The following is a 12176-nucleotide window of genomic DNA, read 5'->3' on the forward strand; positions in this document are numbered from 1 at the left end:
ACTGGAGGGCGTCATGACGGTTTATCGACACGCTGCGATTCTGGCGGCCCTCCTCCTCATTTGCGCAACCGCGGTTGCCGCGCCCGACGCCAAGCGTCAGGCACAACTCGAACACTTGTTGGCCCAGGATTGCGGCGCCTGCCATGGGCTGCACATGACCGGCGGACTGGGTCCCGACCTGACCCGCGCAACGCTGGCGGGCAAGTCCAGGGACAGCCTGATAGCTACCGTCAGCCAAGGCCGGCCCGGCACCGCGATGCCCGGTTGGGCTCCGCTGCTCAGCCAGGACGACATCCGTTGGCTGGTCGATCTTCTTCTCCAGGGATATCCCGCACCATGATCCGATCAACCCTGCTTTTAGCGGCGACCGGGCTGTTGTTGTCCGCGTGTGTTCAGCCTCCGTTGCGTGGTACCGGCGATCTGGGCGTGGTGGTGGAGCGCGCCACCGGCAGCGTGCAAATCATCGAAAGCGACACCCGCACGGCACTGGCCCGACTCGAGGGTTTGGGCGATCTGTCCCATGCCTCGGTGGTGTTTTCCCGCGACCAGCGTTATGCCTATGTGTTCGGCCGCGACGGCGGGCTGAGCAAGATCGACCTGCTGACCCAACGCATCGATCAACGGGTGATACAGGGCGGTAACAGCATCGGTGGTGCGATCAGTCAGGACGGCAAACTCATCGCCGTGTCCAACTACGTGCCCGGCGGGGTCAAGGTGTTCGATGCTGAAACCCTGCAATTGGTGGCCAACATTCCGGCCACGCCCCTGGCCGATGGCAGCAAGCGCTCACGGGTGGTCGGCCTGGTCGACGCGCCCGGTCAGCGTTTTGTGTTCAGCCTGTTCGATACCGGCGAGATCTGGACCGCCGATTTCAGTCAGGGCAACACGCCACAGATCAGCCGCTTCACCGAGATCGGCCAGCAACCCTACGACGCGTTGGTGACCCCGGATGGTCGCTATTACATGGCCGGACTGTTCGGCGAAGACGGCATGGCGCAACTCGACCTCTGGCATCCGGAGCGCGGGGTGCAGCGAGTGCTCGGTGATTACGGTCGTGGCCAGGCGAAATTGCCCGTCTACAAGATGCCGCACCTGGAGGGCTGGGCCGTCGCCGATCACCAGGCCTTCGTGCCCGCTGTCGGTCGTCATCAGGTGCTGGTGATGGATTCGCGCACGTGGCAGCAGAGCGCTGCCATCCCCGTTGCCGGCCAACCAGTGTTCGTCACGTCGCGGCCGGACGGTCGGCAGCTGTGGGTCAATTTCGCCTACCCGGACAACGATCGGGTACAGGTTATCGACACTGAAACCCACGCCGTGGTCGCCGATCTGCGACCAGGGCCGGCGGTGCTGCACATGGAATTCACCGCTCGCGGCGACCAGTTGTGGCTGTCGTTACGCGATGGCGATCAGGTTCAAGTCTGGGACCCGTACAGCCTGAAGCAGTTGAGCACCCTTCCCGCCACCGCGCCGAGCGGCATCTTCTTCAGCAGTCGCGCGCAAAAAATGGGCTATTGAAATGAACCTCGACCTGCTCAGCCGCCAATTGATCGACCGCTTCCAGCACGGCATGCCGCTGTGTGCGGAACCGTACAAGGAGATGGCGCGGATTCTCGGTTGCCGCGTGGCCCAAGTGATGGCTTGCCTGGAAGAAATGGATCAGGCCGGCACCCTCTCACGGATCGGCCCGGTGTTCGAACACAGTCGCGCCGGGGCCAGCACCCTCGCCGCCCTCGCCGTGCCCGCCGAACGCTTGCAACAGGTCGCCGAGCACGTCAGCCAATACCCTGAGGTCAACCATAACTACGCGCGGGAGCATTTCTACAACCTGTGGTTTGTGCTGACCGGTCCCGATCGCCAACACATCGAACGCGTTCTCGAACAACTTGAAAAAGACACCGGCCTCATGCCGCTGGATCTGCCGATGTTGACCGCTTACCGCATCGACCTCGGTTTTGCCCTGGGAGAAAACCCATGACGCCGGGCTTGAGTCCTAAACAGGCACTGGCGCTGCGTCGGCATCTGGAAGGCGGATTGCCGCGGGTATCGCGCCCCTATCAGGCCCTCGCCGAACGGATAGACGCCGACGAAAACCAGGTGCTCGCGCAAATGCATCAGTGGCTCGAGCAAGGGCTGTTTCGCCGGGTCGGCCTGGTACTTAACCATCGCGCGCTGGGTTTTACCGCCAACGCCATGCTGGTGCTGGATGTTCCGGACGCGCTGATCGACGAAGTCGGCCAGCGCCTGGGCCGGGCGCACGGCATTACCCTCTGCTACCAACGGCCGCGACGCCTGCCGCAGTGGCGCTACAACCTGTTCTGCATGGTTCACGGGCGCCAACGCGCGCAGGTCGAGGCACAGATCCAGGCGTTGCTGGAAGAACACCTGCTGAGCGATCTGCCCCATCAACTGCTGTTCAGCACTCACGCGTTCAAACAGTGCGGCGGACGCTTTGCACCCTCACCAACCGGAGCCTCCACCCATGGATGACCTTGACCGTCGGTTGATCAACCGCCTGCAACTGGGCCTGCCGCTGGTGCGCCACCCGTGGCAGGCACTGGCCGCCGAACTGGAGAGCAGCAGCACCGAACTGCTCGACCGCCTCCACGAATTGCTGGAAGACGGCATGCTCACGCGCTTCGGCCCGATGTTCGACATCGAACGACTCGGCGGCGCCTTCACCCTCGCTGCGCTGGCGGTGCCGGAGGAGCGTTTCGAAGACGTCGCCGAGCAACTGCAGGCCCTGCCTGAAGTGGCGCACAACTACCGCCGCGAACACGCCTGGAACATGTGGTTCGTGCTCGGCTGCCCGACCGAACAAGGCATCGCCGAGACCCTGCAGCACATCGAAACCCTGACCGGCCTGCCGCTGCTCAACTTGCCCAAAGAGGAGACCTACCATGTCGGTCTGTACTTCCCGGTCTGAAGACACCCTGGCGCAGCGTCTGATCGAGTTGACCCAGGCCGGCCTACCATTGCTGGACGACCCGTGGGCCTGGCTCGCCGAACAGCTGGACCTAAATATCGAATCCACCCTGGACTTGCTCAAGCGCTTGCAGGCCGAAGGCGCCATCCGGCGTATCGCCGCCGTCCCCAATCACTATCGCCTGGGCTATCGCTACAACGGCATGACCGTCTGGGATGTGCACGATAGCGACATGCCGCGCCTTGGCGCGCTGATCGGTGCGCAGCCCTTCGTCAGTCATTGCTATCGACGCCCGCGACGAACCGCGTGGCGCTACAACCTGTTCGCCATGGTCCACGGCCGCAGCCGCGAGGAAATCGACAGCTACCGTGAACACCTGCGCTACTTGCTGGGCGACGCCTGCACCGCCGACGAGATGTTGGTGAGCAGTCGCATCCTGAAGAAAACCGGTTTGCGGCTGCCGCCAGTGCCACGCTGAACACGCGCTTGTTCAAGGAGATTTGCATGTTGAGGATCAGCCAATACCTGCGTGCCCTGACCGGCCAGGCGCCTGCCCCCAGAACCAGCCCACCGGGCAGCAACCGGCCACCGGTGGTGATCTGGAACCTGCTCAGGCGCTGCAACCTGACCTGCAAACACTGCTACGCCACGTCCGCCGACAGTGTCTTTCGCGACGAACTGGATACGTCCGCCGCGCTGACCGTGATCGACGATCTGCACGACGCCGGGGTGAAGGTCCTGATTCTTTCCGGCGGTGAACCGCTGTTGCGCGACGATCTGTTTGTGCTCAGCGCCTACGCCCGCACCAAGGGTTTCTTTGTCGCGTTGTCCACCAACGGCACGCTGATCGATGAGCAAAACATCGCACAGATCCGCGCGGCGAATTTCGACTATGTCGGGATCAGCATCGATGGCCTGGAAGCCACCCATGATGCCTTCCGCCAACTCAAGGGCAGTTTCGCCAGCTCCATGCGGGCGATCCGTCTCTGTCGTGAACAGGGTATTCGCGTCGGCCTGCGCACCACCCTGACCCAAGAGAACCATCAGCAATTGCCCCAGTTACTGGCGCTGATGCGCGAGTACGACGTGCAGAAGTTTTATCTGTCGCACCTCAACTACAGCGGTCGCGGCAAACGCAGCCGCAAGCTCGACGCCCGGCAGCAGATGAGCCGCGAGGCAATGACGCTGATCTTCGAACGGGCCTGGGAAGACATCCAGCAGGGCCGCGACAGCGATTTTGTCAGCGGCAACAACGATGCCGACGCGATTCTCTTGCTGCAATGGGTGGGCCTGCATCTACCCGAACATTACCCGCGCCTGGAACACATGCTCCGGGCCTGGGGCGGCAACGCCTCGGGCAGCGGTATCGCCAACATCGACAACACCGGCGAAGTGCACCCCGACACCTATTGGTGGCAGCACTCGGTGGGCAATGTCCGGCATACGCCGTTTCGCACGCTCTGGCTGGACCAGCCGGACGCTTTGTTGCAGCAGCTGCGTGTGCATCCACGCGTCGTCGGTGGCCGTTGCGGCCAATGCCGCTGGCTGAACATCTGCAACGGCAATACCCGCACCCGCGCCTGGGCCGAAGGCGACCTCTGGGGCCAGGACCCCGGCTGCCATCTCAGCGATGAAGAAATCGGTATGCCGTCATTAATGACCATCCCTTGCGTCATGCACTGAAGCACCCGCCTGCGAGCCCCGGTCAACCTGATGAAGAACCAAGGACGTCCCATGCACCCATCGATTATTTTACCGGCCGCACTTGCGTCCCCGTTCAGACCGGGCGAAGTGGCCCTGGTCGGCGCCGGCCCCGGTGATCCACGCTTGCTGACCCTGCGTGCCTGGAGCCTGTTGATGCAGGCCGACGCCGTGGTTTACGACCGCCTGATCAGCCCCGAGCTGCTGACGTTGATCCCCCTCACCTGCGCCCGGCATTACGTCGGCAAGGCCAGCGGCTGCCACAGCCTGCCCCAGGAACAGATCAACGAACTGCTTGCCGACCTCGCCGATCGGGGGCAGCGTGTGGTCCGGCTCAAGGGAGGCGACCCGTTCATATTCGGCCGTGGCGCCGAGGAACTGGAATATCTGCTGCAACGCAACATTGACTGCCAGGTGGTCCCGGGCGTTACCGCCGCTTCCGGTTGCAGTGCTTATGCGGGCATTCCGCTGACCCACCGGGATCTGGTCAACTCCTGCCGCTTTATTACGGGGCATTTACAGCGCGATGGTGAGTTGCAATTGCCCTGGAGCAGCCTCGCCGACAGCAGCCAGACTCTGGTGTTTTACATGGGGTTATCGAACCTCGGAATTATCGCCCAGCGCTTGATCGAAGCCGGAATGGCCGCTGATACACCGGCGGCGCTGATCAGCAATGGCACGCGTCCCGACCAGCACGTCGCCCGAGGCAAGTTGCACCAGTTGCCGACCCTGGCGCTGGATTGCCCACCGGGCATTCCGACGCTGACGGTGATCGGCAAAGTGGTCGATCTGTTCGCGACCCAACAGCAGGAATACCCGGCACGCTTTTACGCCGCTCCGGTGTTGCAACGCCACGGTAAGGTGGCGATATGAGACGCATGCTGCTTGCCCCCTTGTTATGGATCGGTACGGCCCATGCCGGCGCAGCGATTCCACCCTCCGACGCGGCCGCCGACCTCTACCAACAGCATTGCCAAAGCTGCCATGGCGCCAACCGTTTAGGCGGTACGGGGCCGGCCTTGCTGCCGGAAAGTCTGAGCCGGATCAAACCCGATGAAATCCGCAGCGTCATTCAGAACGGTCGCCCCGCGAGTCAGATGACCGGGTATGCCAATGTGTTCAGTCCCGCGCAGATCGACGCGCTGGTGGATTACCTTCAGCAACCACCCGCCACCCCGCCCACCTGGAATAACGACGACATTCGCGGCAGTCATTCCATTCTCGTCGATATCAGCAAACTGCCCGACACGCCCCAGCATGGCGCCGATCCGCTGAACCTGTTTGTGGTGGTGGAAGCCGGCGACCATCACATCGACATCCTCGACGGCGATCGTTTCGACGTGCTGGCGCGGTTTGCTTCGCACTTTGCGGTGCATGGCGGGCCGAAGTTCTCGCCGGATGGGCGCTTCGTCTATGTCGCCTCACGGGATGGCTGGGTCAGCTTGTACGACTTGCACAACCTGAAGCTGATCGCCGAGGTCCGCGCCGGGCTCAATACCCGCAACCTGGCGGTGAGCAAGGATGGTCGCTGGGTGCTGGTGGGCAACTATCTACCCGGCAATCTGGTGGTGCTCGATGCCCGCGATCTGTCGCTGGTCAAAACCATCCCCGCAATCGGCCAGGACGGCACCGCGTCACGGGTCAGCGCGGTCTACACCGCCCCGCCACGAGACAGTTTCATCGTGGCGCTAAAGGATGTGAAGGAAGTCTGGGAGCTGTCGAGCGCCGGCACACCGGACTTCGAACCACGACGCATCCAGGCCGAGGATGTGCTGGACGACTTTTCCTTTTCACCGGACTACAAGCAACTGCTGGCCACGTCGCGCAAGGCCAAGGGCGGTCAGGTGATCGACCTCGACAGTGGCAAGGTGGTCACCGACATACCGCTGCCGGGCATGCCGCACCTGGGGTCCGGGACCTACTGGAAACGTAATGGTGAGTGGGTGTTCGCCACGCCGAACATCAGCAAGGGTCTGATCTCGGTCATCGACTTCAAGACCTGGAAACTGATCAAGGAAATTCCGACGCTGGGGCCGGGGTTCTTCATGCGCAGTCATGTCAACTCGCGGTATGCCTGGACTGACGTGTTCTTCGGGCCTGATAACGATGCGATCCACTTGATTGACAAACAGACCCTGGAAATCGCCCACACTTTGCGCCCGATGCCTGGCAAGACGGCCGCCCATGTTGAGTTCACTCGCGATGGCCGCTACTTGCTGTTGAGCGTCTGGGCCACCGATGGCGCGCTGATTGTGTATGACAGTAATACCCTCAAAGAGATCAAGCGCCTGCCGATGAACAAGCCGTCGGGTAAATATAACGTCGGTAACAAGATTGAGTTTGTGGAGGGGACTTCGCATTAGATCTTGGTGTATATCCGTTTCTGCGGTCAGGTCCTGCTCCGTGGGCCCGCCGCCATCGGCCATCCATGGCCGGGGGCGGCTAACCCGGCATCCATGCCGGGTTGCCCACTGCGCAGAACCTCCTCTTGGCTTCTCGAGGGGGCGACTACCGCAACAGCAAAAGCGAGGCGGCCTCTGGGCCGACCTAGGCATCAAGCGGGCGCGCTTCGCTGACTTGATCGTTCACATCCTCTGGAAGCAACACTGATTAATTGTGGGAGCGGGCTTGCTCGCGAAGGCGGACTTACATTCAACATTTATGTCGACTGACACGGCCTCTTCGCGAGCAAGCCCGCTCCCACAGTTGAAATGTTGTCAGGTATGGCATTCGGGTACACCGCCGCTGACCAGACTTGACCGAACCAACATCAGGTCGGCTATCAGGCCGCCTCGCTTTGGCTTTTGATCTGGCTTTTGATGTTGACCTGCCCCGTCGGAAGGCCGAACGCAGGTTCTGCGCAGTGGGCACCGCGGCAAGGATGGCCGATGGCGGCGGGCCCACGGAGCAGGACCGGAGTGAGGGTATGGCGAGCCTAGGCGAGCCACCGTACGTCAGGGGCGAAAAGCGTTTGGTTACTTGGCGCTTTTCCAAGTGACCCGCCGTAAGGGCGGAACCCTAAGCCGCCATTACCGCAGAAATGGATATGTACTCGGTCAACAAACCACGGACCACATCACCCCAAGGTATAACCGTTATCAACCTTCCAATCCTGCCCATAGACACCCCGGGCGCCTTGGGACAGTTGAAAAATAATCACATTGGCCACCGCCGACGCGTCAAGAAAATGCCCCGGCAGCAGACGCTTCCCAAGGGTATCAGCGACGTCATCAAGCTCCCCATCGCTCAACCCCAGGTTGTCCCACATCGAGGTCGCGGTCGGCCCCGGGGAAACCAGATTGATGCGCACGTCATAACGCGCGAACTCCACCGCCAATGTGCGTGCCTGAGCCGCCAGCGCGGCCTTGCTGGCAATGCAGGCAGCCAGACCGGGAAAGCTCGAACCGGTCAGGAAACTACCGACAAACACCACCGAAGCCGGATTCGCCAACTCACCGCGCAACGCCGCCAGTGTGTTCAACGCCCCGGCACCATTGACCGCCCATTGGCGCTGAAAGGCCGGCATGTCCAGGCTGTCGGCCATTTCAGCAATGCCCGCGTTGGGCACCAGATAATCCACCCGCCCTAGCGCCGCCGCCCTCCGGGCCAGCCCTTGCAAGTCTTCCTCGCACGTGACGTCCCCCGCGCACCATTGCAGCCGCTCACCGTAGATCTGCTGCAAGGCTGGCAATTCACCGACGGTGCGTGACATCGCCAGCACCTTGACCCCGCGAGGCAACAGCGCGGCGCACAACGCCAGGCCAATCCCGGAGCTGGCGCCGGTGATCACCGCCAAACGATCCTGAAACTCGGTTTGCATCATGTTCTCCTGGGCATCGTTAATGCCAAGCACTGGGGACGTTGTGAGCCCCTATCTTTGAACAGACGCAGAAATACTGACTTGACGGCGATCAGATTTTCTCGATGACGCGTCGGATAATCGGCCGGCTCAATGAGTCGAGTGCGACATCGCTGGCTGCTGCTGAAGCACCGCCTGATCGATCTCGCTGAACCGCAGCACACGACCACCCTGGTCGGCGGCCAGTTTTTCCGCAGCCTGTTGGCTGGAGAAGGACGCCAACACCACACCCATTGCCCCCTTGAGCTGGGTGCCGACCACGTAAAACGCATCCTTGGCGTCGATCAGATGGGCATCATTGGGTGCGTTCCACGGACTGCGGCCCATGTCGTGGACATACAACCGGGCCTCGCCATGATGATTTTCCGGTTGCAGCCACCAACCGATCATCTCCGCCGTGGAGCAGAATTTCTTGATGCCGCTGCGCTCGACCACTTCGCCCTTGGGCCCGGGGAAGCCGTCGATGATCATGCCGCAAACATGGCATTCATCACTGGGATGAAAAGCAGCGGCGGCGTCGCTGTAGGTGGCTTGCACGGGTTTGTCACAGGCCGCCAGCAGCAGGCCGAACATCAGGCCCGCCACGGCGCGTGCCGTCGTCGAATACAGATTACTCATCGTCAGATGCTCCAAAAACCAAGGTGTGAATTCATGTCGCCCGTCGCCGGAACAGCAGCCAGGCCAAGCCCAAAGGCACTGCCACCCACAGCAACAGGCACAACCAGAGCATCGAGCCCGGCACTGGCAAATCGCTGCCCAGGGTCAGCACGCCAGCGCTACCGGCGCCGGGCTCGAAACCGGAGAGATTGATCAGGCGATAGATATCGGCGGGGTTGAGCAGCAGCAACCACGGCAGCACCTTCGGGTTGAACTGCCCTTCGCTGAGCACCAGCAGTGCCAACAGCGCCAGGTCGAACACCAGCACGAAGAAGAACCACACCCCCAGCGCTAGCCCGGCGGCCGTGGATTTCTCGGCGGACACACTGCTCAGCACATAGGCCAGCCCAAGAAAGCCCCAGCCCAGTAACGTCGACGACAGCATGAATCGTCCAAACGCCCAGAGCAGCAGGTTCAGTTCGACGTCCTCCACCAGCACGGCAATTGCGAGCATCGCGCAGCCAAAGCCGATGAGGGTCGCCAGCGCCAGGATCAATCCGTGGCCGACGAATTTGCCGAGCAGGATGTGCCCGCGCCCCAGCGGGTAGGTCAGCAACAGCAGCAACGTGCCGCTTTCGTCTTCGCCGACAATCGCGTCATAGGCCAGCAGCAAGGCAATCAGCGGCATCAGGAATGTCGCCAGGCTGGCGAGGCTGGCGATGGTCGCGGGCACCGAGGTGAAGCCCAATTGCCCGGAAGCCGCCGCCCCCAACCAGGCGATGCCGGTCGCCAACACCGCGAACAGCAGGCTGATCGCCAACAACCAGCGGTTGCGCAAACCGTCATTGAATTCCTTGCGGGCCATGTTCCAGATCGGGTTCATACGGTCTCTCCACTGGGGGTCGCGCCGGCCCGGCCCATGTAATAGCGGTAGATGTCCTCCAGGGACGGTGGGTCGATTTCCACATCAGCTGGCTCGTGTTCATTAAGCAGTTCGCGCAGCAGGTCCAATTTGTTGCCATTGAGCGCAGCCACTTCAAGGCCCTCCACGCCCCAGCGCTGGGTGACGTGCCCAGCGTTGTTCCAGGATCGCTGCAACGGCCCGGCGTGCTTGAGCCCGTTGGCGCGAATCAGCGTCGGTAACCCGGCTTCCTCGCGCAAACTGCGCAGACTGCCGAGGGCCAGCAGGCGCCCCTGGGTCAGAATCGCGGCACGGTTGATATGCGCCTCGACACCCGGCAATACGTGGGAGCAGAGAATGATGCTGGTGCCCTGGCTGCGCAGCCGATCGAGTAACCGATAGAGATCTTGAGTGGCGATCGGATCGAGGCCGACGGTCGGCTCGTCGAGCAGTAACAAGCGCGGCTCGCCGAGCAAGGCTTGCGCCAGTCCCAAGCGCTGGCGCATGCCTTTGGAATAGGTCTTGACCCGTCGATGCGCAGCGCCCGCCAGGCCGACTTCCTCCAGCAGCACGTCCACCTGCGCGGGCGCTGCGCCTTTGAGTCGGGCGAAATGACGCAAGGTCTCCAGGCCGCTCAACTGCGGATAGAAGGTCACGTTCTCCGGCAAATAGCCCAGCAAACGCCGAACCTGCGGATCACTGGGCATGCGACCGAACACCCTGACCGATCCTTCACTGGCCTGGAGCAGACCGAGCACCAGTTTCATGCTGGTGGTCTTGCCCGCGCCGTTGTGCCCGAACAAGCCCAGCACTTCGCCTTCGCCCAGGCTCAGGTTCAACTGATGCAACACGGTGGTGTACCCATAGCGCTGGCTGACGCCTTCCATGTCAATGACGTTCATGCGGTGGGCTCCTGGGTCAGGGGTCGTGTGGTGGGATTCATCAGCGGATGGCTGTCCAGGACGCCCGGCGATTTCATCACCGGAAAGGCCCGTTGCACCCAACGCAGCAATTCAATCCCGGGGCTGTTCATCAACAGCCGCACCTGCGGGTACAGCCACAGCAAGCGGTCGACGTTGTCGTTGGGTTCGTAGGCGATATCGCCCAGGCCATCGTTGTTGCGATCCCAGCCCAGGTAATCGCTCCAGTAATTGCCCCGGCCATCCACCGACCATTCCTGCAAGCGGGTGGCGACGTATTTGACCTGCCGTTGGTTGCCGATAAACGCGTTGTCGGCGATGCGGTTGTCTTCTGAGCCGGCGGTGAGGTGAATGCCCACGGCGCTGTGCTCGAAGTGGTTGTGTTCGATGCTGTTGAACAGCGAGTTGTAGATGAACAACGCCTTGCCCTCGGCACCGCTGATCATGCTGTCGCCGGTCGAGCCGTCGCGCACGTCCGTGACGAAATTGTCGCGCAAGGTTGAATAGGTGATGTAGTTCATCAGGATGCCGTAGTTCTGATCCTGTTCGGAGCGGTTGCCGATCACTGTGAGCTTGCGGCTTTGCATCAAGGCGTAGCCGGTGCGGGTGCGGCGGGTGGTGTTGCCTATCAATTGGTTGTCGTTGGCGAACATGTAATGCACGCCGTAACGCAGGTCTTCCAGGGTATTGCCCTGCAGCAGGTTGCCGTTGGAGGTGTCGATGTAGATGCCATCGCGGGTGTCGTGCACCTGGTTGCCGATGACCCTGGCGCCATGCACCGCATACAGATGAATGCCGTTGCCGCGATCCTGAGAACGCATCGTTGGATCACCCTGAATACGGTTGTCGATCAGGCTCACATCCTGAGTGCCGTCGACCCAGATACCGAAGCCCTTACCCTTCAGGCGATTGCCTTTAATCACCGCGCCATGGGCTTTGGGCTGGATAAACACCGCTGCATTCATGGCCGTGAGGTCGTGGCCCCAGTCCAGAAAGGTACAGCCCTCGATCCGGACATCGGGTGCGCTGACGATCACGCCGTTGCCCTGCCCTTGCGCCTGAAACACCGCGCCGGGCTCGCAGACAATCTGCATCGGTTGATCAACGCTGAACGAGCCACGGTACTCGCCCGCCGGCAAGTGCCAGCGTTGTTCAGCGTCAACCCGCAACGGCAACGTGGTGATCGGTTGCACCGCCGCCAGTGCCCCGCCTGACATCAACAGGAGCACAAGGGCAAAGACCTTCACCGGGTTTTCCTTGATATCGGTCATCGGC

Annotated in this window: 14 protein-coding genes; 9 read left to right on the plus strand and 5 right to left on the minus strand. The window is 62.0% G+C overall.

The window, feature by feature from the left end; translation table 11 throughout:
- The first annotated feature begins 13 nt into the window (after positions 1–13).
- From AB7M29_RS22705 to AB7M29_RS22745, 9 genes are read left to right on the plus strand one after another with little or no spacing between them, the layout of a single operon-like run.
- Positions 14–340 carry a c-type cytochrome gene (locus tag AB7M29_RS22705; RefSeq protein WP_454248034.1) on the plus strand — a complete coding sequence of 109 codons (327 nt, stop codon included), beginning with the start codon at positions 14–16 and terminating at the stop codon, positions 338–340.
- Positions 337–1515 (plus strand): cytochrome D1 domain-containing protein, encoded by a 1179-nt coding sequence (locus tag AB7M29_RS22710; protein WP_217858539.1) that lies wholly within the window; start codon positions 337–339, stop codon positions 1513–1515. The genes AB7M29_RS22705 and AB7M29_RS22710 overlap by 4 nt, the downstream gene beginning before the upstream one ends.
- 1 nt (position 1516) lies before the next feature.
- Positions 1517–1975 carry a hypothetical protein gene (locus AB7M29_RS22715; RefSeq protein ID WP_201060731.1) on the plus strand — a complete coding sequence of 153 codons (459 nt, stop codon included), beginning with the start codon at positions 1517–1519 and terminating at the stop codon, positions 1973–1975.
- Positions 1972–2487 (plus strand): siroheme decarboxylase subunit beta, encoded by a 516-nt coding sequence (ahbB, locus tag AB7M29_RS22720; RefSeq protein WP_217858538.1) that lies wholly within the window; start codon positions 1972–1974, stop codon positions 2485–2487. The genes AB7M29_RS22715 and ahbB (AB7M29_RS22720) overlap by 4 nt, the downstream gene beginning before the upstream one ends.
- Positions 2480–2923 (plus strand): Lrp/AsnC family transcriptional regulator, encoded by a 444-nt coding sequence (locus tag AB7M29_RS22725; protein WP_008075024.1) that lies wholly within the window; start codon positions 2480–2482, stop codon positions 2921–2923. Before ahbB (AB7M29_RS22720) ends, AB7M29_RS22725 begins: the two co-directional genes overlap by 8 nt.
- Positions 2898–3401 carry a siroheme decarboxylase subunit beta gene (ahbB, locus tag AB7M29_RS22730; protein WP_217858537.1) on the plus strand — a complete coding sequence of 168 codons (504 nt, stop codon included), beginning with the start codon at positions 2898–2900 and terminating at the stop codon, positions 3399–3401. The genes AB7M29_RS22725 and ahbB (AB7M29_RS22730) overlap by 26 nt, the downstream gene beginning before the upstream one ends.
- Before the next feature lie 26 nt (positions 3402–3427).
- Positions 3428–4606, plus strand: a complete 1179-nt coding sequence (gene nirJ, locus AB7M29_RS22735) for a heme d1 biosynthesis radical SAM protein NirJ (RefSeq protein ID WP_217858536.1) — start codon at positions 3428–3430, stop codon at positions 4604–4606.
- 51 nt (positions 4607–4657) lie between these two features.
- Complete coding sequence (gene cobA, locus AB7M29_RS22740; RefSeq protein ID WP_454248035.1) at positions 4658–5497, plus strand: uroporphyrinogen-III C-methyltransferase; 840 nt, start codon at positions 4658–4660, stop codon at positions 5495–5497.
- Positions 5494–6987, plus strand: a complete 1494-nt coding sequence (locus tag AB7M29_RS22745) for a cytochrome D1 domain-containing protein (protein WP_454248036.1) — start codon at positions 5494–5496, stop codon at positions 6985–6987. Before cobA ends, AB7M29_RS22745 begins: the two co-directional genes overlap by 4 nt.
- A gap of 713 nt (positions 6988–7700) precedes the next feature.
- Here the strand turns inward: AB7M29_RS22745 and AB7M29_RS22750 are convergent.
- From AB7M29_RS22750 to AB7M29_RS22770, 5 genes are all read right to left on the minus strand, one after another.
- On the minus strand, positions 7701–8444 hold the full coding sequence (locus tag AB7M29_RS22750; RefSeq protein WP_217858533.1) for an SDR family NAD(P)-dependent oxidoreductase: 744 nt from the start codon (positions 8442–8444) through the stop codon (positions 7701–7703).
- Positions 8445–8573: 129 nt separating this feature from the next.
- A complete protein-coding gene (locus AB7M29_RS22755) occupies positions 8574–9101 on the minus strand; it encodes a nitrous oxide reductase accessory protein NosL (RefSeq protein WP_217858532.1) in 528 nt (175 codons plus the stop codon).
- 31 nt (positions 9102–9132) lie between these two features.
- Positions 9133–9963 (minus strand): ABC transporter permease, encoded by an 831-nt coding sequence (locus AB7M29_RS22760; protein WP_030130697.1) that lies wholly within the window; start codon positions 9961–9963, stop codon positions 9133–9135.
- A complete protein-coding gene (locus AB7M29_RS22765) occupies positions 9960–10883 on the minus strand; it encodes an ABC transporter ATP-binding protein (protein WP_454248037.1) in 924 nt (307 codons plus the stop codon). Before AB7M29_RS22765 ends, AB7M29_RS22760 begins: the two co-directional genes overlap by 4 nt.
- Entirely contained in the window at positions 10880–12172 is a 1293-nt protein-coding gene (locus tag AB7M29_RS22770) for a nitrous oxide reductase family maturation protein NosD (RefSeq protein WP_454248038.1), read from the minus strand. Before AB7M29_RS22770 ends, AB7M29_RS22765 begins: the two co-directional genes overlap by 4 nt.
- Positions 12173–12176 lie beyond the last annotated feature (4 nt).

This window comes from Pseudomonas sp. F-14 TE3623 (assembly GCF_053629015.1).

Bases quoted from the DNA above. Each gene is read 5' to 3' on its own strand.
- AB7M29_RS22760 (WP_030130697.1), bottom strand. From the start codon at position 9,963: ATGAACCCGATCTGGAACATGGCCCGCAAGGAATTCAATGACGGTTTG.
- AB7M29_RS22710 (WP_217858539.1), top strand. From the start codon at position 337: ATGATCCGATCAACCCTGCTTTTAGCGGCGACCGGGCTGTTGTTGTCC.
- AB7M29_RS22725 (WP_008075024.1), top strand. From the start codon at position 2,480: ATGGATGACCTTGACCGTCGGTTGATCAACCGCCTGCAACTGGGCCTG.
- ahbB (WP_217858537.1), top strand. From the start codon at position 2,898: ATGTCGGTCTGTACTTCCCGGTCTGAAGACACCCTGGCGCAGCGTCTG.
- AB7M29_RS22715 (WP_201060731.1), top strand. From the start codon at position 1,517: ATGAACCTCGACCTGCTCAGCCGCCAATTGATCGACCGCTTCCAGCAC.
- cobA (WP_454248035.1), top strand. From the start codon at position 4,658: ATGCACCCATCGATTATTTTACCGGCCGCACTTGCGTCCCCGTTCAGA.
- AB7M29_RS22750 (WP_217858533.1), bottom strand. From the start codon at position 8,444: ATGCAAACCGAGTTTCAGGATCGTTTGGCGGTGATCACCGGCGCCAGC.
- nirJ (WP_217858536.1), top strand. From the start codon at position 3,428: ATGTTGAGGATCAGCCAATACCTGCGTGCCCTGACCGGCCAGGCGCCT.
- AB7M29_RS22765 (WP_454248037.1), bottom strand. From the start codon at position 10,883: ATGAACGTCATTGACATGGAAGGCGTCAGCCAGCGCTATGGGTACACC.
- AB7M29_RS22770 (WP_454248038.1), bottom strand. From the start codon at position 12,172: ATGACCGATATCAAGGAAAACCCGGTGAAGGTCTTTGCCCTTGTGCTC.
- AB7M29_RS22745 (WP_454248036.1), top strand. From the start codon at position 5,494: ATGAGACGCATGCTGCTTGCCCCCTTGTTATGGATCGGTACGGCCCAT.
- AB7M29_RS22755 (WP_217858532.1), bottom strand. From the start codon at position 9,101: ATGAGTAATCTGTATTCGACGACGGCACGCGCCGTGGCGGGCCTGATG.
- ahbB (WP_217858538.1), top strand. From the start codon at position 1,972: ATGACGCCGGGCTTGAGTCCTAAACAGGCACTGGCGCTGCGTCGGCAT.
- AB7M29_RS22705 (WP_454248034.1), top strand. From the start codon at position 14: ATGACGGTTTATCGACACGCTGCGATTCTGGCGGCCCTCCTCCTCATT.